At 70.7% G+C, this 21,690-nt stretch carries 17 protein-coding genes and 1 pseudogene; 5 read left to right on the top strand and 13 right to left on the bottom strand.

What is annotated here, in order from left to right:
* Positions 1-3: 3 nt before the first annotated feature.
* Complete coding sequence (locus tag ACNFOC_RS14620; RefSeq protein ID WP_416959544.1) at positions 4-663, top strand: ribonuclease FAU-1 family protein; 660 nt, start codon at positions 4-6, stop codon at positions 661-663.
* Here ACNFOC_RS14620 and ACNFOC_RS14615 read toward each other — a convergent pair.
* Both ACNFOC_RS14615 and ACNFOC_RS14610 read right to left on the bottom strand, forming a co-directional pair.
* Positions 660-1,883 (bottom strand): cytochrome P450 family protein, encoded by a 1,224-nt coding sequence (locus ACNFOC_RS14615; RefSeq protein ID WP_416959543.1) that lies wholly within the window; start codon positions 1,881-1,883, stop codon positions 660-662. The genes ACNFOC_RS14620 and ACNFOC_RS14615 overlap by 4 nt on opposite strands.
* A 46-nt stretch (positions 1,884-1,929) precedes the next feature.
* Entirely contained in the window at positions 1,930-2,775 is an 846-nt protein-coding gene (locus ACNFOC_RS14610; protein ID WP_416959542.1) for a patatin-like phospholipase family protein, read from the bottom strand.
* 101 nt (positions 2,776-2,876) lie between these two features.
* Between ACNFOC_RS14610 and ACNFOC_RS14605 the strand changes: the two genes are divergently transcribed.
* Positions 2,877-3,542 (top strand): TetR/AcrR family transcriptional regulator, encoded by a 666-nt coding sequence (locus ACNFOC_RS14605; RefSeq protein ID WP_416959541.1) that lies wholly within the window; start codon positions 2,877-2,879, stop codon positions 3,540-3,542.
* Positions 3,543-3,694: 152 nt separating this feature from the next.
* Here ACNFOC_RS14605 and ACNFOC_RS14600 read toward each other — a convergent pair whose 3' ends face one another.
* On the bottom strand, positions 3,695-5,152 hold the full coding sequence (locus tag ACNFOC_RS14600; RefSeq protein WP_416959540.1) for an MFS transporter: 1,458 nt from the start codon (positions 5,150-5,152) through the stop codon (positions 3,695-3,697).
* Between the two features lie 177 nt (positions 5,153-5,329).
* Here ACNFOC_RS14600 and ACNFOC_RS14595 point away from each other — a divergent pair, with 177 nt between their 5' ends.
* Positions 5,330-5,785 (top strand): MarR family winged helix-turn-helix transcriptional regulator, encoded by a 456-nt coding sequence (locus tag ACNFOC_RS14595; RefSeq protein WP_352109248.1) that lies wholly within the window; start codon positions 5,330-5,332, stop codon positions 5,783-5,785.
* Between the two features lie 59 nt (positions 5,786-5,844).
* Here the strand turns inward: ACNFOC_RS14595 and ACNFOC_RS14590 are convergent, their stop codons facing one another.
* From ACNFOC_RS14590 to glnT, 10 genes are all read right to left on the bottom strand, one after another.
* Positions 5,845-6,771: a hypothetical protein gene (locus ACNFOC_RS14590; RefSeq protein ID WP_416959539.1), complete on the bottom strand. Its 927-nt coding sequence runs from the start codon at positions 6,769-6,771 to the stop codon at positions 5,845-5,847.
* Between the two features lie 190 nt (positions 6,772-6,961).
* Positions 6,962-8,446: an alpha-amylase family protein gene (locus ACNFOC_RS14585; RefSeq protein WP_416959538.1), complete on the bottom strand. Its 1,485-nt coding sequence runs from the start codon at positions 8,444-8,446 to the stop codon at positions 6,962-6,964.
* Complete coding sequence (locus ACNFOC_RS14580; RefSeq protein WP_416959537.1) at positions 8,443-11,163, bottom strand: MGH1-like glycoside hydrolase domain-containing protein; 2,721 nt, start codon at positions 11,161-11,163, stop codon at positions 8,443-8,445. The genes ACNFOC_RS14585 and ACNFOC_RS14580 overlap by 4 nt, the downstream gene beginning before the upstream one ends.
* Positions 11,147-12,415 (bottom strand): MFS transporter, encoded by a 1,269-nt coding sequence (locus tag ACNFOC_RS14575; protein ID WP_416959536.1) that lies wholly within the window; start codon positions 12,413-12,415, stop codon positions 11,147-11,149. The genes ACNFOC_RS14580 and ACNFOC_RS14575 overlap by 17 nt, the downstream gene beginning before the upstream one ends.
* Positions 12,416-12,545: 130 nt before the next feature.
* The gene (locus ACNFOC_RS14570) at positions 12,546-13,196 is read right to left on the bottom strand and encodes a helix-turn-helix domain-containing protein (RefSeq protein ID WP_416959535.1); all 651 of its coding nucleotides are present in this window, start codon (positions 13,194-13,196) and stop codon (positions 12,546-12,548) included.
* Between the two features lie 53 nt (positions 13,197-13,249).
* Positions 13,250-14,344, bottom strand: coding sequence for an FAD-dependent oxidoreductase (locus ACNFOC_RS14565; protein WP_416959534.1), 1,095 nt, complete (start codon positions 14,342-14,344; stop codon positions 13,250-13,252).
* A complete protein-coding gene (locus ACNFOC_RS14560) occupies positions 14,341-15,747 on the bottom strand; it encodes an FMN-binding glutamate synthase family protein (protein ID WP_416959533.1) in 1,407 nt (468 codons plus the stop codon). The genes ACNFOC_RS14565 and ACNFOC_RS14560 overlap by 4 nt, the downstream gene beginning before the upstream one ends.
* A gap of 16 nt (positions 15,748-15,763) precedes the next feature.
* Complete coding sequence (locus tag ACNFOC_RS14555) at positions 15,764-16,456, bottom strand: GltB/FmdC/FwdC-like GXGXG domain-containing protein (RefSeq protein ID WP_416959532.1); 693 nt, start codon at positions 16,454-16,456, stop codon at positions 15,764-15,766.
* Positions 16,444-17,319, bottom strand: coding sequence for a class II glutamine amidotransferase domain-containing protein (locus ACNFOC_RS14550; RefSeq protein WP_416959531.1), 876 nt, complete (start codon positions 17,317-17,319; stop codon positions 16,444-16,446). Before ACNFOC_RS14550 ends, ACNFOC_RS14555 begins: the two co-directional genes overlap by 13 nt.
* A 32-nt stretch (positions 17,320-17,351) precedes the next feature.
* The gene (gene glnT / locus ACNFOC_RS14545) at positions 17,352-18,764 is read right to left on the bottom strand and encodes a type III glutamate--ammonia ligase (protein ID WP_416959530.1); all 1,413 of its coding nucleotides are present in this window, start codon (positions 18,762-18,764) and stop codon (positions 17,352-17,354) included.
* A 233-nt stretch (positions 18,765-18,997) separates the two neighbouring features.
* Between glnT and ACNFOC_RS14540 the strand changes: the two genes are divergently transcribed.
* Positions 18,998-19,756, top strand: coding sequence for an SDR family oxidoreductase (locus ACNFOC_RS14540; RefSeq protein WP_416959529.1), 759 nt, complete (start codon positions 18,998-19,000; stop codon positions 19,754-19,756).
* A 160-nt stretch (positions 19,757-19,916) separates the two neighbouring features.
* Positions 19,917-21,113: pseudogene (locus ACNFOC_RS14535) on the top strand (FAD-dependent oxidoreductase); the annotation flags it as partial.
* Positions 21,114-21,690: the final 577 nt, after the last annotated feature.

Here is a 21,690-nt window from a genome sequence, read left to right as displayed (position 1 = left end):
GGTATGCGGGAGTTCCAGCCGGGTGAGACCGCCGTACGGCGTGATGTGTTCCGACGGAAGGTGTGGGGCGCCCACGCGTTACGGGTCGTCGAGGACACCGCCGAGGCACTGGTTCTGGGGTGCCGGCCGGGCGCGGAGTCGTTGGCCCCGACGACCTGGATCGAGTCGCTCCTCACCGGCGACGAGACCGCCCGGCTGCGCGCCCTGGCGAACCTGGCCGATGGCAACTGGCAGCTCGGCCACTGGACTTGGCGGGACACAGCCCATCTCCAATGGGTGCCGCCCGACAGCTGGTTCAGCGTCAACGCGTTCTTCGACGCCGCGGGAGACGGCCGACTCACGCACTGGTACGTCAACTTCCAGCATCCGATGCGCCGGACGCCCATCGGCTTCGACACCTTCGACCTGCTGCTGGACCTGGTCGTCGCGCCCGACCTGTCCCGGTGGGACTGGAAGGACGAGGACGAGTACGCCCACGGCCGTCGGCTGGGGGTGGTGAGCGAGGCCGATCACCGGGCGGTGGAGACGGCTCGCGAGGAGGCGGTCTCGATGATCGAGGGGGCCGTCGGACCGTACGCGGCGGAACGGGGGTTGGGGACGTGGCGCTACGAACCTCACTGGCCCGACACTCAACTGCCCACCGGCGTCCTGGACTTGGTCTAGTCGGTGCCGCCCTGGTCTCCTGACGGGCCGAAGCGCACCGGCAGTTCGCTCAAGCCCCGCAGCAGCGTGCTCGTCCGCCACGTCAGTGTCGCGGGGTCCGCTGCGAGAGCGAGGCCGGGGCAGTGGTGCAGAAGGAGGCGTACGGCGATGGTGGCCTCCGCGCGGGCCAGGGGTGCGCCCAGGCAGTGGTGGAGACCGTGGCCGAAGGCAAGGTGCCCGGGGCCCCGCCGCCGTAGGTCGAAGCGGTCCGGGTCGGGGAAGTGGAGGGGATCGCGGGAGGCCGCGGCCAGTGAGATCTGTACCGCGTCTCCGGCGGGGATGCGGGTACCGGCGAGGTCCAGGGACTCGGCCGCGAAACGGAACGCGGTGGCATGGACGGGCGCGCGGTGACGCAGCGACTCCTCCACGGCGGCGCCGGCCAAGTCCGGTTCCGTGCGCAGCAGTTCGAGTTGGTCGGGGTGGGTGAGCAGGGCGTGGACGGTCGCGGAGATCAGGTTGACGGTCGTCTCGTGCCCGGCGACCAGGAGGAGGAAGGCCATCCCGAGAAGTTCCTCGGAGGTGAGGGGCGACTCGGGGGCGGGTACGCGGGCCGCGGCGACGAGGTCACCGAGCAGGTCGGCCTCCCGGGTGCCGCGCTTCCGGTGGATCAACTCGGCCAGGTAGGCGCCGAGGGCGGCGGCGGCCGAGGCACCCCTCTCGGGCGAAGCGGGCATGACGAGTTCGTTCGACCAGGCGTGGAACACCGTACGGTCCGCGGCGGGCACCCCGAACAGGTCGCAGATCACCGTGACGGGCAGCGGCAGGGCGTACCGGCTCACCAGATCCGCCGTCCCCCGCGCCGGAAGCCCGGCGAGCAGATCGACGGCGATCGCTTCGATGCGCGGACGGAGCGCGGCGATCCGCGCGGGCGTGAAGTGGCCCGCGACCAGCCGCCGTAGCCGAGTGTGGTCCGGTGGGTCGGTCTGGAGCATGTTGCGGCCGAGGGCGTGTCCGCCGTCGTCCTGCCACGACGAGGAGTGCCGGATGTCGTTCCGCAGTCGCGGGTCGGTCAGCGCGGCGCGGGCCGCGTCCCGGGTGACCACCAGCCAGCTCTCGCCGCTGCCCGGGACGAGGACCCGGTGCACGGGACCCTTGGCGCGCAGGGCCGCGTAGACGAGGTGGGGATCGGCGGTCAGGTCGTGTCCGTCGGGGGCGAGGTCCTGGAGGGTGGGTGCCGGCATGGCACTCCTTTCGATTCGATGGTCGGCCGACACGTGGGCCGTGCGGCTACCCGTCGCCGCGCCATACGGCGTCCACTGTGTGCGCGAGGGCCGTTGCCTGGGTGTGGCCCGCCCGGGCGGCTGCCGGGCGGCGGGCGTTCGCGGTCAGGTCGCGGCCCATCGCGCGCCGGGCCGTGCCGTCCGGGGTGACGAGGGTGATCTCGGCTCCCTGGGCGGCGAGTTGGGCCGCCTGTCGTGGCGCGCTGGGGTGCGGGCCGACCGCTGTCGGGATCGGCGCGACGGCCAGGATGTGGCGACAGCCGTCGGCGAGGTGCAGGTTGGCGGTCGTGCCGCTGCCGCCGTCGATCCAACGCCGGCCGCCGGCCGTGACGGGCGGCGAGACGAGGGGTACCGCGCAGCTCGCGGCGACGGCTTCGAGGAGGGAGATCCCCGCGTCCCCGTCGAAGGTCTCCAAGACCCCGGACACGGCGTCGACGGCCGCGATCCGCAGGGCACGGTCGGGCCAGTCCCGGGCGCCGCGCAGCAACGTGCCGACCGCGTCCAGGAGTTCGGACTCGGGTCCGGTGCGTGCGCCGAGGGCGGCCCGGCCCAGCCTCCGTACGGAGCGCCCCGGATCGCGAGATCCCAGTGCCGCCCACAGGAAACGGACCGTCTGGGCCGCGCCGACCCGCAGGTCCACCTTGTCGGCGCCGGCCAGTTGGCGTTCGTACGACTCCTGCGGTGCCTCGCCGGCCGCGAGCCGGGCGCCGAAGATCGCACCCGCGGAGGTGCCGATGATCACGTCGGCGCGGCCGAGGTCGACGCCGGCCTCCGAGAGACCGGCGAGCACGCCGGTCATCCACGCCCCGCCGACGGGTCCACCACCGCCCAGGACCAGTGCCGTGCCCTGCATGCCGCCCCCTTTCGACACCAAAGTGGGGAGCACTCCCCACTTGACGGGTCGACGATAGCATCACTACCGGGGAGCACTCCCCATTAGTACGGAGGGTGAAGATGACCGGTGCGGACGACTCGACGGCACCTGCTCGGCGGCGCGATGCGCGGCGCAACCGGGAACTCCTGATCGAGGCCGCCCACGAGGTCTTCACCGAGCAGGGCCTGCACGCGCCGATCGACGTGATCGCCCGCCGGGCCGGCATCGGCAACGCCACCCTGTACCGGCACTTCCCCACCCGCGCCGCTCTCGTGGACGCGGTCTTCCACGACCTGCTCACCGGCACGATGACCGTGGGCGAGCAGGCACGCACCGCCGACGACGCCTGGGAGGGACTGACCGGCTATCTGCACACCGTCTTCGCCGGCCTGGCCGCCGACCGCGGCACCAACGACCTCATGACCACGCACCTCGACGGCGTCGACTCGCTCCAGGCCGTGCACGCCCACAACCGCCGCACCGTGGAACTACTGCTGAGCCGCGGAAGCGACCAGGGCACGATCCGCGCCGACGTCACCCCGGAGGACGTCCTGTTCGCCCTCGCCGCGCTGGGCCGTACGATCCCCGCGCTCACCGGGGCCGCCGGCCCCGACGCCTGGCGCCGCCCCCTCGCCCTCCTCCTCGACGGCCTGCGCGCCACACCGGCCACACCCGCGCTCCCGTCCCCCGCCCTCACCGCGACCCAGCTCAACGACGCCCTGCAAGGCCTCGGCCCGCGCACCTGACTCGGCTACGACGCATGCGCACCGGCGCGGACCGGTCGGCGACCTCGCAGTCGAATCGCTGCTTCTGCGCAGCTCCTCACGTCCCCCTGCCCGGCCCGGCGGCGCCGTGGTGGGCGGGGTGAGCACAGGCGGCCGTGCTCACCCCGGTGGGGTCAGGACTCGACCCCGGCCTCCTCGCGCGCGGTGACCGGCTCGGGCTTCTCCTCGTCGGGTGCGGCCTGGCGTACGGCCGGGATCGCCGCCGCGACCAGGGCCGCGAGGAGAGCGACGCCGCCGCCGATGAGGAGACCGGTGCGGAAGCCGCTCTCGGACGTGAACGTGTAGCCGCCGGCCGTGGTGGTCATCTGGGCGAGGACCACACCGATCACCGCGGCGCCGATCGACGTGCCGAGGGAGCGCATCAAGGTGTTGAAGCCGTTCGCCGCGGCGGTCTCGGAGAGCGGGACCGAGCTCATGATGAGGGCGGGCATCGCGCCGTAGGCGAGGCCGACGCCGCTGTTGATGACGATGCAGACGACCATGAGGCCCCAGGCGGAGCTCATCAGGCCCATCGACAGGGCGTAGCCGGCGGTGATGACGAGGACGCCGCTGATCAGGGTGAACTTCGGGCCGCGGACGTTGGTGAGCTTTCCGCCGAGCGGGGAGACGATCATCATCATGATGCCGCCGGGCGCCATCCAGAGGCCGGAGGCGAGCATCGACTGGCCCAGGCCGTAGCCGGTGGCCGCGGGGAACTGGAGCAGCTGCGGGACGACCAGCATGCTCGAGTACATGCCGACGCCGACGAAGACCGAGGCGATGTTGGTGATCAGGACCCGGGGACGGGCCGTCGTACGCAGGTCGATCAGCGGGTCACCGGTGCGTAGCTCCCACACGCCCCAGGCCAGGAAGGCCACGATCGCGACGGCGAACAGGCCGAGCACGGTGGCCGAACCCCAGCCCCAGTCGGCGCCCTTGGAGATGCCGAGCAGCAGGCAGACCAGGCCGACGGCGAGGCCTAGGGCGCCGGGGGCGTCGAAGCGCTGGCCCTTGGCGGCGGCCGGTACGTCCGGGATCAGGAACCAGATCAGCGCGGCGACGACCGCGGCGAGCGCGGCCGAACCCCAGAACAGGGCACGCCAGTTGGCGTACTGGGCGACGCCCGCGGCGATCGGCAGGCCGAGGCCGCCACCGATGCCCATGGAGGCGCTGACCAGTGCGATGGAGGGGCTGAGCCGCTCCTGCGGCACGACGTCCCGCAGCAGGGCGATGCCCAGCGGGACCATGCCCATGCCCATGCCCTGCAGACCGCGTCCGACGATCATCGGGACGACGGAGGAGGAGAGCGCGCAGACCACCGAGCCCACGATCAGTGGGACGGAGCAGGCGAGCAGCATCCGGCGCTTGCCCAGCAGGTCACCGAGGCGGCCGACGACCGGCACACAGACCGCGGCCACCAGCAGCGTGGCGGTGATCACCCACGCGGCGTTCGACGACGAGGTGTGCAGCATCTCCGGAAGGTCGGCGATGAGCGGCGTGACCAGCGTCTGCATGATCGCCGCGGTGGTGCCGGCGAAGGCCAGCGTGGCGATCACGCCGCCTGCGCGGGCTGAAGGCTGGGGGGCGTCCATGACGGGACTCCTCGGCATGTCTGTTCAGTCGGGATGTGAAGGAATATGCATCGTACACATCGTATGTATCAGCCATGTGATGGGGATGATGCATAACGTCGTGCGAGGATGGGCCCGGCCGCCCCGGAGCGCAGGACACGGCGGCGGCATCGGCAGGAAGCAGGAGGCAGCGGACCGATGGACAGGCGCACGCGCGAGATCGAGTACGAGCAGATGCTCCTCAGTCGGCACGGGCTTCTCTCGCACAAGGGCGGGCGCCGCAAGGACGGTGTGCTGGAGCGCAGCGCCTACATCCTGTTGAGCCGGATCCGCATCCAAGGGCCCATGTCCATCGGGGAGTTGAGCGACGCGTTCGGTCTCGACACATCCACCCTCAACCGGCAGACGGCGGCCGCCATGCGGTCCGGTCTGGTGGACCGCATCCCCGATCCGCAGGGCGGCATGGCCCGCAAGTTCCGCATCACGGACCTGGGCGCGCGGATGCTCGACGAGGAACGCGAGGGTCTGGTCCAGTCCCTGGACCAGATCATGGACGACTGGTCGGACGAGGACATCGACGCCTTCGCGGCTTTTCTACGACGCTTCAACACCGACATCGAACGGCTCGGCGGGCGTCCCTGGCCACGGCCGTGAGCCCCGCCCCGTGACAACACACGGGGCGGGGCGGTCAGTTCACGCCGGGCATGTCTGGGTCAGGAGGAGCGGCGAGCGCGGCCGGCCGCGTAGACCCCGCCGGCGCCCAGGGCGATCACCAGGGCCGCACCGCCGGCTATGAGGCCGACCGGCGCGCTGGAACCGGTCTCCGCCAGCGGCTGGTTGCCGCCGTTCGGCGTCGCCTTCGGGGTGGGCGAGGGCGACGACTTCAGCGGCGGGACGTGCGCGGACGTCGGAGGCGTCGTCGACGGCTTGGGGCTGGCCGGCGGGGTCGACTCCTCGGCGGGAGGCGTGCTGTCGGCCGGGGCCGACGGCGTCACGGGCGGCGCCGAGGCCGGCTGCGTCGGCGTCGGGGTGGGCGAGTCCGGGGTGCTCGGGGTGCACTCCTTGTCGCCTCCGTTCCAGGCCGCGATGAGGTGGTACGGAGTCATGATGTTGTCCGGCTCATAGGGAAGAGGGCCGTGCCCCTCGCCCGTACCGCCGTCGTAGGTGACGTCGTCGCCGTACAGGTCGATCTGGCCGTAGCAGTCGGGCGACTCGACCTTCAGCTGCTGCCAGGTGTGCTGTGCGTCGGCCGCGCCCGCGACGTCCTTGGCCGTGAGGTACACCGTGGCCTTGTCGACCATGGTCTGGTGGCCCGAGGTGTACCAATTGGGGCCCTCGGCGGTGTACTCGGCGAGGGAGACGGGGTACTTGCAGCTGTCTCCGACGCTCTGGTCGGGAGCCAGCCGGACCTCGACGGTGCCGGGGATCGTGTCCCACTGGAGGAACCCGCCCTGCGAGGTCCAGTCCGCGCCGACAACGTTTCCATCGGCGCCGACGATGCGGTACTGCACGGTGGCGGACTGGCACGCGTCGGCGTCGGTGGCGCTCGCCGGGCCGGCCGCGAGCACGGGCGCGGCGGCGGCGATGAACGCGGCGGCCGCGAGGGCGGACAGGGATTGGAGGTGGTGCGAACGTGACAAAGTGAGCCTCGACGATGGTAAAAGGTGTGGGAGGTGGCAGAGCGAGCGGCGGGCGCACGCAAGGAAACGATCGAGGGCGTGCGCGACCGGACCGCTCGCAGGTGCTTCGCTCAGCTGAAGCACAGCGAAGCAAGCTGAATTCTTGTCACCTTTCACAACTCCCGTCAATCCTTCACCAGTTGGCCACAGGTCAAGATCCGGGCAGCACCGCGACCAGATGCCAGCACAGCCCCTCCAACTCGACATACAGACCGGAGTCGACCAGCTCGTCACCGTCCCGGTCATAGGTCAAGTCGGCGAGCAGTTCGGTGAGTTGGCGGGGGCCACCGCGCAGGTCTGTCCACGGGAGGCGGACCCGGCCCTGTGCGGGCCGTTCGGAGAGGTTGACGACGACGAGGTGACGGCTGGAATCCGTTGTCCAGGACCAGGCGATCAGGTTCTCGTGGGTGGCGTTGTCCGGCCAGCCCGTGCAGTCGAGCAGCTGCCACTCCCCTCCCTTGCGCATGCCGGAGGAGGCGACGGCGGCGAGCAACTGGTGGTGGAACGCGAGGAGTTCCTTGTCGACGGGCTCCTCCGGCCGGCGGGCGAGGAAGACCGGCGGTCGTACCCGTCGCCCCTCGAACTGGCCCTCGTGCCAGAGCGTCGCGCCGGGCAGGGTGGCGATGGTGACCGCCGCCGCCCGTTCCCGTTCGGGCGACAGGGTGGCGGCGGCCCGGGGTTCGTCGTGGTTCTCCAGGAAGCGGACGAGGCCGCGCTGGTAGCCGAGGTCGGCCCGCAGATGGCCGCGTACCGAATCGGCACCCTCGTGCAGCAGCCGGTCGTAGAGCCGCTTGTCGTAACAGTGGTCGAACCGCTGTTGTTGCAGGGCCCATTCGAGGTCCCAGTACGCCTCGGCGACGAAGAGGAAGTCGGGGTGGCGCTCGCGGACCTTGGGGATCGTGTACGGCCAGAAGTCCTCCGCCGGTGCCGTGCCCGCCCGTTCGCCCCAGGTCTTCGCGAACACGTCGGTCATCAGCAGCATGGCCATGTCGCAGCGCACGCCGTCCGCCTGGTCGGCGATCGAGGCCAGGGTGTCGACGGCGGCCGTGCGCAACTCGCCGCTGAAGGCGTTGAGTTGGACGACGTCCGGCCAGGGCGCGAAGTACGGGTCGCGGCCCCGGGCGAAGACCTTGCCGTCGGTTTCCAGGAAGGCCGCGGGGTCGCGGGCGAGGTCGTCCTGGGTGCCCTGGACCAGACAGGCGGGGCGCTCGGTCAGCCAGGGGTGGTCGGGGGCCACGTGGTTGGGGACGTAGTCGAGGATCAACCGGACTCCACGGGCGGCCAGTTGGGCGCGGGCCGCCGCCAGTCCCTCCGGGCCGCCGAGGGCCGCGTCGACGACGTAGTTCCGGACGCAGTACGGCGATCCGGCGACGTCCTCCGGGCGCAGGTCGGGCAGCGCTGCCCGGAATGACGCCTGAAGCGAGGCGTCGCGCACCGCGATCTCCAGTCCGGCCGGGCTGCGTTCCCACACGCCCATCAGCCAGACGGCGTCGACGCCGGGGAGGGCGACCTCGTCCCAGGCGGGCGCGGGCACCTCGCCGAGGGTGACGGTACGGCCGTAGCGACTGCTCAACTCCCCCAGCCAGATCAGGGTGTTGATCTCGTAGATCACCGGCTGCTCGGGCCAGGCGGTCATGACAGGGGCTCCTCTCGGTCGCCGGTCGGGCGCAGGCTCTCGCGGCCCCGGGCCGACCACTCGCCGTCGCCCAGGGTGTGGAAGAGGGTGGCGGTGACCGCGGACAGGCCGGTCCAGCCGGTCTGGTGGGAGGCGCCAAGGCCGGCGCCGTTGTCGCCGTGGAAGTACTCGTAGAAGAGGATCAGGTCCTTCCAGTGCGGGTCCTTGGCGAACTTGGCCTGGGCGCCGTGCACCGGCCTGTGTCCGTCCGCGTCGCTGAGGAAGGTCGCGGTGAGCCGGTCGGAGATCTCGCGGGCGACCTCGTAGAGGGTGAGTTGGCGGCCCGATCCGGTGGGGCACTCGACGGTGAAGTCGGCGCCGTGGAAGGCGTGCAGGTTGAGCAGCGCGCGGATCAGCAGCAGGTTGACCGGGAACCACACGGGGCCACGCCAGTTGGAGTTGCCGCCGAACATCCCGGAGTCGGACTCGGCGGGCAGATAGCCGACGCCGTACGTCTCCCCGTGCACCTCAAAGCTGTACGGGTGCTCGGCATGGTGGCGGGAGAGGGAGCGGATGCCGTGCGGGCCGAGGAACTCGCCCTCGTCGAGCATCCGGGACAGGATGCGCCGCAGCCGGTCCTCGCCGAACAGCGCGAACAGATAACGTCCGTCGGCGTTCGGGCCCAGCGCCTCGTGCGAGGAGATGGTGGCCTCCACGGCCGGATGGCGTTCGATGAACTCCCGCGCTCCGGCGACCAGTTCGGGAAAGCGGTGGTCCGCCCAGCCGCCGACCAGGCTGGTGGCGGCGAGGGGGATCAGTCCGACGAGCGAGCGGACCTTGAGGCGGGTCGCTGTGCCGTCGGGCAGTCGCAGCACGTCGTAGAAGAAGCCGTCCTCCTCGTCCCACAGGCTCGCGTTGTCCGCGCCGATGCGGTTCATGGCGACGGCGATCCACGCGAAGTGCTCGAAGAGGGACTGCGCCTGCTCGATGTAGACGGGGTTGTCGACGGCCAGCTCTATGGCGATCTCCAGGAGGTTCTGGCAGTACAGCGCCATCCACGCCGTGCCGTCCGCCTGGTCGAGGTGGCCGCCGGTGGGCAGCGGGGCACTGCGGTCGAAGACGCCGATGTTGTCGAGCCCGAGGAAGCCGCCCTGGAAGACGTTGTTGCCGTCGGTGTCCTTGCGGTTGAGCCACCAGCTGAAGTTCTTCATCAGCTTCTGGAAGGCGTTCTCCAGGAAGGCTCGATCGGCCTTGCCGGTGCGGTGCTTCTCCAACTCGTAGAGGAACAGGGTGGCCCAGGCGTGCACGGGCGGGTTGACGTCGCCGAAGTTCCATTCGTACGCCGGGATCTGGCCGTTGGGATGGAGGTAGAGGCGGCGCAGCAACAGGTCCAACTGGCCCTTCGCGAAGGTGAGATCGACCATCGACAGGGCGACGGTGTGGAAGGCGAGGTCCCAGGCCGCGAACCACGGGTACTCCCAGGTGTCCGGCATCGACATGATCTCGTCGTTGACCATGTGGTACCAGTTGCTGTTCCGCACCCGGGGGTCGGAGGCGAGCGGGTCGACGCCGTGCTCGGTCAGCCAGCGCTCGACGTCGAGGTAGTAGTACTGCTTGCTCCACAGCATCCCGGCCAACGCCTGCCGGACCAGCCGCCGTTCGTCGACCGACGAGTCGGCGGATGTGATGCCGTCGTAGAACTCGTCGGCCTCAGCACGGCGTTGGGCCATGACGGTGTCGAAGTCACCGGTCCAGTCGGGCAGTTCATCGGCGGTGAGGCGCAGGCGGACGGTGGCGCTCTGGCCGCCCGGGATGGTCAGCACGTGGTGGACTGCGGCCTTGGTGCCGGTCCGGTCGGGGTTGACGGCTCCGGTCTCGCCGCCGACGACGTAGCGGTCGATGCCGTCCTTGACGTACGGGGAGGAGTTCGAACTGCCGAAGATCTTCTCGTTGTTGGTGTCGTTCTCGGTGAACAGGGTCTGCGCGCCCGCGTCGCAGTAGAGCCGGCGCGGGCCCAGTTCCTCGTGGTCGGCGCGGAGCGGCCCACCGGGTTCCTGGTGAATGGACGGTACGGCGGTGCCGCCGGCCCAGGACCAGGTGTGCCGGAACCACAGGGTCGGCAGCAGGTGCAGGGGTGCCTCGTCGGGGCCGCGGTTGTGCGCGGTGATCTCGATCAGCAGGTCGTCGGGGCCCGCCTTGGCGTACTCGACGAACACGTCGAAGTAACGGTCCTCGTCGAAGATGCCGGTGTCGAGGAGTTCGTACTCGAAGTCGCCGCGCCCACGGGCCTGGTTGGTGGCCTTCAGGTCCTCGTACGGGAACTCCGACTGCGGGTATTTGTAGAGGTACTTCATGTACGAGTGCGTGGGCGTGCTGTCGAGATAGAAGTAGTACTCCTTGACGTCCTCGCCGTGGTTTCCCTCGGAGTTGGTGAGGCCGAACATCCGCTCCTTGAGGATCGGGTCGCGGCCGTTCCACAGCGCGAGCGCGAAGCACAGCCGCTGTTTGTCGTCGCTGACGCCCGCGATGCCGTCCTCGCCCCAGCGGTAGGCGCGGGAGCGGGCCTGGTCGTGGGTGAAGTACGACCAGGCGTCGCCGCCCCGGCTGTAGTCCTCCCTGACGGTCCCCCACTGGCGCTCGCTCAGATAGGGGCCCCAACGGCGCCAGGGCACCCCGGAGTCGTCGGCCTCGGCCAGCCGTCGCCGCTCGGCGTCCGGTGTTTCAGCGCTCGTCCCCATCGTGTGTCCTCCCCTTGGCCCGGCCCGTTCCCCCAGACTCCGGTGTCCCGGACCCGACGGCAACACGAACAGCCGGGCGGAAGGCCTCCGCGTCCGCCAGGAACACCGCAACGGCCAGGAGCAGAGCCGCCGTTGCCGCGATCGGCGCCACCAGGAAGGCTCCTCCGCTGCCGTTCCGGTCGGCGAGGTACCCGGCGACCACCTGCCCGGTCGCGGTGCCGAGCGGTCCGCCCGCGCACAGGATCGTCAGGGCGACGGTCGCCCGGTCGGCGGGCGCGAGGCGTTCGGTGAGGGCGTAGAGGCTGATCAGGTAGGGGGCCACGGTCACACCGGCGACGGTCATGGCCGTAGGAACGGCGTGCAGTCCGTCCCCCACGACCAGGGTAAGCGCGCCCAGCAGCAAGGTCGCCGCGAAGGTCACATACCGCTGGCGGAGGGTGAAGCGCGCGGGGAGCCAGGCGCAGGCGGCGCCTGCCAGGGCACTGCCGATGCCGAAGAGGGCGTAGAGGAGTCCGGCGCTGCCCGGGTGCCCGCTCTCGTTGGAGTAGGCGGTGACGCCGGTCTGTACGGCGCCGAACAGCGTGCCCATAGCGGCCATCGCGAGGAACATCGCGACAAGTGGCAGTCGGGGCAAGGGAGTTCGCGAGGCGCGCGGACTCTGCCGGTGCTCGGCGCTCCCCCGGGCCAGCGACAGGGCGAAGGGCAGGGTGGCCAGGACGAGGAGGGCGATGGCGGCCACGGTCGGCGCCGTCGGGCCGAGGAGGGTGAGCAGTCCGACGATCGCGGGTCCGGCGACGAAGCTGATCTCGTCGGCGGTCGCCTCGTACGAGAAGGCTGTCGGTATGAGGTCAGGTCGGGCACGGGCGTGGAGAAGGCGTGACCAGTGGACTCGTACCAGCGGGCCGACCGGGGGTTGGGTGAGTCCGGCCAGAGCCGACGCGACGATCATGCTCGCGCGGCCGGTGTGGCTGGCCGCGATGAGGCCGCTCAGGGCGACAGCGTTGGCGAGTGCGGTGACTGTCCCGACGAGGCGGTGGCCGTGGCGGTCGGCCAGCGCTCCGGAGACCGGACCGCCGAGCGCGTTGGCGATGCCCTGGGCCGCCGCGGCGAGACCGGCGAAGGCGTAACTGCCGGTGGCGGCCCGCACGAGGATGAGCGTCGCGAGGGACGAGGTGGCGTAGGGAAGGCGGGCGAGGAACCCGAGCGGGAAGAATGCCGCGCCGGGAACGCGGAGGAGGGATCGGTACGCCATCGGCGTCTCCCATGAGCATGTCGGAGAGACGCGCTACCCAGCCACCGGCGCGTTGACGATCCCGATTCTGTCCCGCAGCCTAGCGAGGCGTCCGGCCCGTCACCAGACCGCTTCGGTTCACCAAGCCGCTTCAGTCCCGTCCGTGGTCCCCGAATGCCGTCACGGACAGGAAGCGGACGGGGAGTTCGACCAGCTCCTGGGGGCCGTGCGCGCCCTCGCCGTCGAGCTGGAGGGCGTCGCCGGGGCGCATCGTGTAGGCCGCCTCTCCATGGCCGTAGACCATGACGCCTTCGAGCATGAACAGCAGCTCGGTGCCGGGGTGTTGGAAGAGGGGGAAGACCTCGCTGGACTCGGTGAGGGTGACCAGGACGGCTTCCATGCGTTTGTGGGGGCCGCGCAGGGCGCCGAGGAGTTCGTAGAGGTGGCCGACCCGGCTGCCGCGGCGGATGATCTGGGCGCCGTGACCGGCGGGGACGTAGACGGCCTCACGTTCGGTGTCGACGCCTCGGAAGAGGGCGGTGACCGGGACGTTCAGGCCGGTGGCGAGGCGGCCGAGAGTGGTGAGGCTGCACGAGGTGTGCGCGTTCTCGATCTTGGAGAGCATGGCTTTCGAGATGCCGACCCGGGCTGCCATCTCCGCCACCGACAGCCCGGCCGCGATCCGGTAGCGGCGGACCTGGCGGGCGATCGCGGTCTCCAAGTCCACTGGTCCGTCGGCCTGTTCGGGGGTGATCTCCCGGTCGGGCAGCGCGGCTGCCTGGTCGTGGTGGTCGGTGCCCATGGCGGTCATTCTGCCTGATGGGCCCTGGTTTCCCGGGAGTCGCGGGTCGGTGGTCAACGGTTCAGGGCGAAGCGTGGGTGGGGCTCGGCGCGGCCCAGGGCGAGGTCGGCGGCCATCGCGCCGACGAGCGGCGTGAACTTGGCTCCGTGGCCCGAGCACGGGGAGACGACGACGAAGGGGCCGGTGCGGTCGAGGACGAAGTCCTCGTCGGGGGTGGTGGTGTAGAGGCAGCTGGCCTCGGCGACAGGGGTGGGGTCGAGGCCCGGCATGGCGCGTTCCACCCAGGCGGTGACCTTGTCGCGGGAGGCGGGATCGACGATTCCGGTGCGGGTGTCCGCGGTGGTGGGCGTGCCCTCGTCGTGCTGGGCGACCTTGAACGCCGGGAGCGGTCCGCCGTCGCTGCCGGAGGGGAGGCCGTAGAGGCTCAACCGGTCCTTGTGGACGAAGACCGGCCAGGCCGTCGTTTCCGGGTCGCGGCGGCGGAAGTGGAAGACCTGCTGCTGGGTCACCTGGAGGGGCGGCAGGGGATCGGAAAAGCCCAGCGGGGCGGCGAGTTGGGGCAGCCAGGCGCCGGACGCGACCACGACCGTGTCCGCGACGACGGTGGGGCCGTCCGAACTCAGCGCGACGCGGCCGTCGTCGCGGACCTCCGCGCCGGTGACGCGGACGCCGGTGAGTACGCGGGCGCCCAGTTCGGCAGCCCGTCGTACGGCGGCGGCCACCGTCGCGTCGGCGTCGACCGTGCCCGCGTCCGGGTGATGGAGCACGGGTCCGTCGAAGCGGAACTGCGGCCAGCGGTCCGTCGCTTCGGCCGCGGTCAGCAGTTCGTGCGGTACGGCGGCTGCCGCCAGGATCTCCGCGATGCCCTTCGGGTCACGGCCCGCGCCGAAGTCCAAACCCCCGGTGAGGCGCAGCAGTTGGACACCGGTGTCGTGCTCCAGTTCCCGCCAGATTTCACGGGCCTCGCCGGTCAGACGGACGTAGAGGGGGTCGGCGTAGGCGCGGCGGTAGATGCGTGAACTGCCGTGCGAGCTGCCGGACTTGTGGCCGATCTCGTACGCCTCGACGAGCGTGACCTCGTGGCCCTGCCGGGCGAGCTGCCACGCCGTGGCCGCGCCCATCAGGCCTACTCCTACGACGGCGATCACAGGGCGGCTCCGGAGGTGCCGGGGATCCAGTCGGTGCCGGCGAGGGGGACGCGGGCCATGGCGGCGGACTCGATGGTGAGGGCGACCAGGTCCTCGGGTTCCAGGTGGTGGAGGTGGGCCTTGCCGCAGGCGCGGGCGAGGGTCTGGGCCTCCATGGTGAGGACGCGGAGGTAGTTGGCGAGCCTGCGTCCGCCCTCGACGGGGTCGAGGCGGGCGGCGAGTTCCTCGTCCTGGGTGGAGATGCCGGCCGGGTCGCGGCCGTCCTGGAAGTCGTCGAAGTAGCCTGCCGCGGAGCCGAGTTCGCGGTACTCGGCATCGTGGCGGGGATGGTTGTCGCCGAGGGCGATCAGGGCGGCGGTGCCGATGGCGACCGCGTCCGCGCCGAGCGCGATCGCCTTGGCGACGTCGGCGCCGGTGCGGATGCCGCCGGAGACGATGAGTTGGACCTCGCGGTGGACGCCGAGTTCCCGAAGTGCCTGTACCGCCTGGGGAATCGCGGCGAGGGTGGGGATGCCGACGTGCTCGATGAACACGTCCTGGGTGGCTGCGGTACCGCCCTGCATGCCGTCGACGACCACGACGTCGGCGCCCGCGTGGACGGCGAGCTTCACGTCGTAATAGGTGCGCGTGGCGCCGACCTTGACGTAGATCGGCTTCTCCCAGTCGGTGATCTCGCGCAGTTCGCCGATCTTGATGGTGAGGTCGTCGGGGCCGGTCCAGTCGGGGTGCCGGCAGGCGCTGCGCTGGTCCACGCCGACCGGCAGGGTGCGCATCCCGGCGACGCGGTCGGTGATCTTCTGGCCGAGCAGCATGCCTCCGCCGCCGGGCTTGGCGCCCTGCCCGAGGACCACTTCGATGGCGTCGGCCTTGCGGAGGTCGTCGGGGTTCATGCCGTAGCGGGACGGCAGGTACTGGTAGACGAGGTGCTTGGACTGGCCGCGTTCCTCCGGGGTCATGCCGCCGTCGCCGGTGGTGGTTGAGGTGCCGGCCGCGCTCGCCCCGCGCCCGAGCGCTTCCTTGGCGTTCGCGGAGAGGGCGCCGAAGCTCATGCCGGCGATGGTGACCGGGATGTCCAGGTGAAGCGGGTACTTGGCGTTGCGGGCGCCGAGGACGACGTCCGTGTCGCAGCGCTCGCGGTAACCCTCAAGCGGGTAGCGGGACATGCTGGCGCCGAGGAAGAGCAGGTCGTCGAAGTGCGGGAGGGGCCGTTTGGCGCCCCAGCCCCGGATGTCGTAGACGCCGGTCGCGGCGGCCCGTTGGATGGCGTGGATGGTGGCGCGGTCGAAGGTGGCCGACTCACGCAGGCCGTGCGATGCGAAGTCCATACCCGTGTCCCTCACTGTGTCCTTGCCCTGGTCCCTGGCCTGGTTTCTGCCCTTGCCCCTGCCGTTGCCGCTGTCCATGGCGGTGACACCTCCCTCAGTACGCCGTCGAGTTGTCGACCTTGAAGTGGTACAGCCGGCGGGCCGAGCCGTAGCGCCGGAAGTCGCCCGGGTCCTCGTCGAACTCCGCCGCCTTGAGCAACTCGGCCAGTTCCGCGAGGTGTTCGTCCCGCATCTCCTTCTCCACGCAGTCCGCGCCGAGGGACTTGACCGTGCCCTTGACGTAGATACGGGCCTCGTAGAGGGAGTCGCCGAGGGCATCACCCGCGTCGCCGCAGACCACCAGCCGTCCCGCCTGTCCCATGAACGCGCTCATGTGGCCGACGTTCCCGCCGACGACGATGTCCACGCCCTTCATCGAGATCCCGCACCGGGCGGCCGCGTTGCCCTCGATCACCAACAGCCCGCCGTGCGCGGTGGCCCCGGCCGACTGGGAGGCGTCGCCGCGCACCCGGACCGTGCCGGACATCATGTTCTCGGCGACCCCGACTCCGGCGTTGCCGTGCACGGTGACCGCGGCGTGCTGGTTCATGCCGGCGCAGTAGTAGCCGACGTGGCCCTCGATGTCGACGGTCACCTCGTCCTTGAGGCCGCAGGCGACGCTGTGGGCGCCTCGGGGGTTCAACACCCGCCAGGATGCTGCCGGTTGGGGAGCGTGGAGCGCCTGGTTGAGGTCGCGGACGGTGGAGGCCGCGAGGTCGGCGACCTCCACCCCCGTCATCGCTGCCATACGTACACCTCTTCCGGCTCGGGTTCGAAGATGCGGGCGTGCTCGATGCCCGGCAGGACGTCCAGCGCGCGGTACTCGGAGGCCATCGCCACCCAGGCGTCGGTCTCCGCGACCAGTGCGGGCTTGCAGGCGATGGCGTCACGGACCACCGCGAAGGAGTCGGTGGTGGAGACCAGCAGCGTGTAGAAACCGTCGAAGCGCTCGCACAGCAGCCGCAGCGCCTTCTCCAGGTCGGTGCCACGGGCGAGGTGGTGGGCGACGAAGCGGGCGCCGACCTCGGAGTCGTTCTCGCTGTCGAACTGCACTCCCTGGGTCCGGAGTTCACGTCGGATGGTGGCGTGGTTGGCGAACGAGCCGTTGTGGACCAGGCATTGACCGGGGCCGACGGAGAAGGGGTGCGCGCCTTCGGGGGTGACGGCCGATTCGGTGGCCATGCGGGTGTGGCCGACGCCCTGATAGCCGGTCACTCCGGCGAGCCCGAACGACTCGGCCAACTGGACGGGGTTTCCGGTCCCCTTCAGCACGGCGAACCCCTCCCCCGAGCCGATGACGGTGGCCTGCGGCAGCACGCTCGCGATGGTGGCGAGCAACTCGGGGACAGGCGGTGCCGCGTGGACCACAGTCGTGGCGTCGGCGGCGACAACCACCGCGCCCGGCAAGGCGGTTGACGCCTCCTGCGGGGTCACTCCCAGCAGCGAGACGACGGCACGCCCCGGCGGCGACAGGCGCGGGTCTCCGTAGACCGCGACGCCCGCCGAGTCCGGACCGCGTTCCACGACCTGGCCCAGCATCGCGGTGAGCAGTTCGCCGAGCCGGGGTTCGAGGGAGGGCTCACGCAGATGGAGCCCGACGATTCCGCACATGCGGTTCTCCTCTTCTGAGAAGCGGGGGCGGGTCAGAAAGCGGTGAGGTAGCGGTCCAACTCCCAGGCGCCGACCGTGCCGTGCCAGTCGAAGAACTCCTGGCGTTTGACCTCGCCGAAGTACGCGGCGACTCCGGGACCCGCCGCGTCGAGAGCCCCGCCGATCACCGGGTCGGCGGCCAGTGCCTCAACGGCGTGCAGCAGGGTCGGGGGCAGTTCGGGGCGGGACGCCGTAGCCGCCGCGTCTCCCGGTTCGCCGGGGTCCAGGGCGCGTTCGATGCCGTCGAGTCCGGCCGCCAGGGCCGCGGCTGCCGCGAGGTAGGGGTTGGCGGAGCCGTCGCCGCCGCGCAGTTCGACGCGGTTGCCGTCGGGGACACGGATGAAGTGGGTGCGGTCGTTGCCGCCGTAACCGGCCTTGCGGGGTGACCAGGTCGCGCCCGAGCGGGTCGAGATCGCGCCGGTGCGCTTGTACGAGTTGACGGTGGGCGCGATGACGGCCTGGAGGGCGCGGGCGTGGTCGAGGATGCCGCCGACGAAGGAGTAGGCGAGCTGGGACAGTCCAAGGCCCCGGGTGTCGGAGGCGTCGGGGAAGGCTGGCTCGCTCCCCCGCCACAGCGACAGGTGCATGTGCATCCCGGAGCCGGTGCGGTCGGTGAACGGCTTCGGCATGAACGTGGCTGTCATGCCCCGCTGTTCGGCCAGTACCGACACCAGGTACCGCATGGTGATGACCCGGTCGGCGGTGGTGAGGGCGTCGGCGTAGGCGAAGTTCTGCTCGAACTGGCCGTTGCCGTCCTCGTGGTCGTTGGCGTAGTTGCCCCAGCCGAGGGAGTTCATCGCCTTGGAGACGGCGGTGAGGTGGTCGTACATCCGGGTCAACCCGCGTGCGTCGTAACAGGGTTGGGCGGCGGTGTCGCGGCTGTCGGCGACGGAGAGCGTGCCGTGTTCGTCGCGGTTGACGAGGAAGTACTCGATCTCCGCGCCGACCGCGAGGGAGAGTCCGAGTTCGGCGGCTCGCGCCAGTACCGCGCGCAGGATGATGCGGGGTGCGTACGGCCAGGGCTTGCCCTCGACGTGCGGGTCGCAGTGCACGAGGGCGAGTCCGGGGCGCACGAAGGGCAGCGGGGTGTACGAGGCGACGTCGGGCAGTGCGATGACGTCCGGGTCGCTGGGCTGCTGGCCGAGGGCGCCGGCCGCGTAGCCCGCGAATCCGACGCCGTCGGACTGGAGTTCCTCGACCGCCTCGACGGGGACGAGTTTGGCGCAGGGCTTGCCCGCGAGGTCGACGAAGACGGCCAGGACGAACTCGATGCCGTCGGCGCGGACTTGGGCGGCGAGGTCGGGTGCGGGGTCGGCCGTCGATGCCGGATCGGTCGCTGCTGCGGGGTCGGCCGCTGCTGCCGGGCCGGTGGTCGTGGGCGGTGCGGCTGCGGCGTCCATCGCCATGGGAGGCTCCCACCATCCGGGGTTTCCTGATGTGAATCTCGATTTCTCCTGAGGAAACCGCGCGGGCATTACCGGGCCGTTTCCCGCACGGAAGCAGCCTGTTGCCAACCGCCGGACGGGGCCGCCCGTGACGTAGGGCCGATCTCCGGTGATGAATATGGTGTTCTCATTTATCGAGAGGTAGCCTCTCACCTGATCGTCACAGCTCGTTCCGTCTCGCCGGGGAGGCCGTCATGGCAGGCACGATGCAGGGCAAGGTCGCCGTGATCAGCGGAGGTTCGACCGGCGTGGGACGGGCCGTCGGGGCACTGCTCGCCGAGAACGGGGCGGAGGTCGTCCTGCTCGCCCGGCGCGCCGACCGGCTGGAGGCGGCCGCGAGGGAGATGGCGGGGTCGGTGCTGACGATCCCGACCGACGTCAGCAGCGGCGACGGCGTCCGTGCGGCGTTCGCTCAGGTCGATGAGCGGTTCGGGCGGGTGGACATCCTGGTGAACAGTGCCGGTGTCGCCCGCATCCGCGCCATCGAGGACACCGCCGACGAGGACATCCACAGCTGCATCGGCACCAACCTTCTGGGCCCGATCCACACGATCCGCTCGGCGGTGCCCCTGCTGCGGGCGGCGGGAGGTGGTGACATTCTCAACATCTCCTCCGAGATCACCCTGGACCACATGCCGTTGATGGCGATGTACGCGGCCAGCAAGCACGGCCTGAACGGCTTCACCGCCGCGATGCACAGGGAGCTGCGCGGCGACGGAATCCGGGTCGCGCTGGTGATCCTGGGTTCGATCTCGGACAGCGCCTTCATCGAGAACTTCCCCGGCGAGGACCGGCAGCGCGCCGCGCCGGTGTGGGAGGCGGACGGCTATCTGACCAGGGTGGGAGCCATGAAGCCGCTCCCCTCGGCCACCGTCGCCCGGGTGATGTTCCAGTTGCTCAGCACACCGCCCGAGGTCGTCCAGGACGTGGTGCACATCCGTCCGGCGGGCTGAGAGAACCCCCGCACAGTCCCCACACCGGCCATGCGTCAGCCTTCGGCACCCCATAAGCGGGCCTTATGAGGTCATAGACCGGACCCGCATACCGACTTAGGCATGCCTTAGTTTAGGCTTCCCGTCGAGTCGCTTGTCATCGCTCGAAGGGAACCTGATCATGCCGCGCCCCCTGCGGGTAGCCATCGTCGGAGCCGGCCCCGCCGGGATCTACGCCGCCGACGCCCTGCTCAAGTCCGAGGTGGCCGCCGAACCCGGTGTGTCCATCGACCTCTTCGAGCGGATGCCCGCGCCCTTCGGCCTGATCCGGTACGGCGTCGCCCCCGACCACCCGCGCATCAAGGGCATCATCAACGCCCTGCACCAGGTCTTGGACAAGCCGCAGATCCGCCTCTTCGGCAATGTCGACTACCCGACCGACATCAGCCTCGACGACCTGCGCAGCTTCTACGACGCGGTGGTCTTCTCGACCGGCGCCACGGCCGACCGCGAGATGTCCATACCGGGCATCGACCTCGACGGTTCCTACGGCGCCGCCGACTTCGTCTCCTGGTACGACGGCCACCCCGACGTCCCGCGCACCTGGCCGCTGGAGGCCGAGAAGGTCGCCGTCCTCGGTGTCGGCAACGTGGCCCTCGACGTGGCCCGCATCCTCGCCAAGACGGGCGACGAACTGCTGCCGACCGAGATCCCGCCGAACGTCCACGAGGGCCTCAAGGCCAACAAGGCCCTTGAAGTCCACGTCTTCGGCCGTCGCGGCCCGGCGCAGGCGAAGTTCTCCCCGATGGAGCTGCGGGAGCTGGACCACTCCCCCAACATCGAGGTCATCGTCGACCCCGAGGACATCGACTACGACGAGGGCTCGATCACCACGCGGCGCAGCAACAAGCAGGCCGACATGGTCGCCAAGACCCTGGAGAACTGGGCGATCCGCGACGTCGGCGACCGCCCGCACAAGCTGTTCCTGCACTTCTTCGAGTCCCCCTCCGAGATCCTCGGCGAGGACGGCAAGGTCACCGGCCTGCGCACCGAGCGCACCGCGCTGGACGGCACCGGCAACGTCAAGGGCACCGGCGAGTTCAAGGACTGGGACACCACCGCGATCTACCGCGCGGTCGGCTACCTCTCCGACAAACTCCCCAAGCTCCCCTGGGACATCGACTCGGGCACGGTCCCCGACGAGGGCGGCCGGGTCATCCAGGAGACCGGCGAGCACCTCCAGTCGACGTACGTCACCGGCTGGATCCGGCGCGGCCCGGTCGGTCTGATCGGCCACACCAAGGGCGATGCCAACGAGACGGTCGCCAACCTGCTCGACGACCACGCCAACGGCCGTCTGCACACGCCCGTTTCGCCCGCCGACGGCACGTACACCAGGGGCAAGGACGCGATCTGGCTGGGTCACGCGTGGGTGGACGGTCGTAAGACCGACGCGGACATCGCAGCGCTCGCCGGTCGGCTGAAAGGCACCGGTATCCGCGACCTGTACGTCCATTCGGGCCCCCTGGAGCACGACGGCACCCTCCCGGAGTCGGACTACCCCAAGGCGGCCTGGCTGATCGAGTCGGTGCACAGGGAACTCCCCGGCGTCCGCGTCCAGGCCTGGCTGGGTGACGTACTCGCCACCGAGGGCCCGGACGGCCTGCACCTGGAACGCGCGGCGACGCGCACCGCGATCGTCGCCTCGACCCGGCAGATCCTCGCCGCCGGCTTCGAGGGCGCCCACTTCGACCTGGAACCCCTCCACTCCGACGACGACAACTACCTCGACCTCCTCGACGAACTGCACGCGGTCACCCGGGCCCACGACGCCCAACTCTCCGTCGCCGCCCATCAGATCGACCCGCTCCCCTCCCTCCACTCCGTCTGGGGCGTTTTCACCGAGCACCCCAAGTGGTGGTCGCAGGCGTTCTTCGGCCAGGTCGCCCGCCGAG

The sequence above is a fragment of the Streptomyces colwelliae genome (assembly GCF_048158785.1).
Lineage (GTDB): Bacteria > Actinomycetota > Actinomycetes > Streptomycetales > Streptomycetaceae > Streptomyces.
This window is presented reverse-complemented; position numbering and strand designations above follow the sequence as displayed.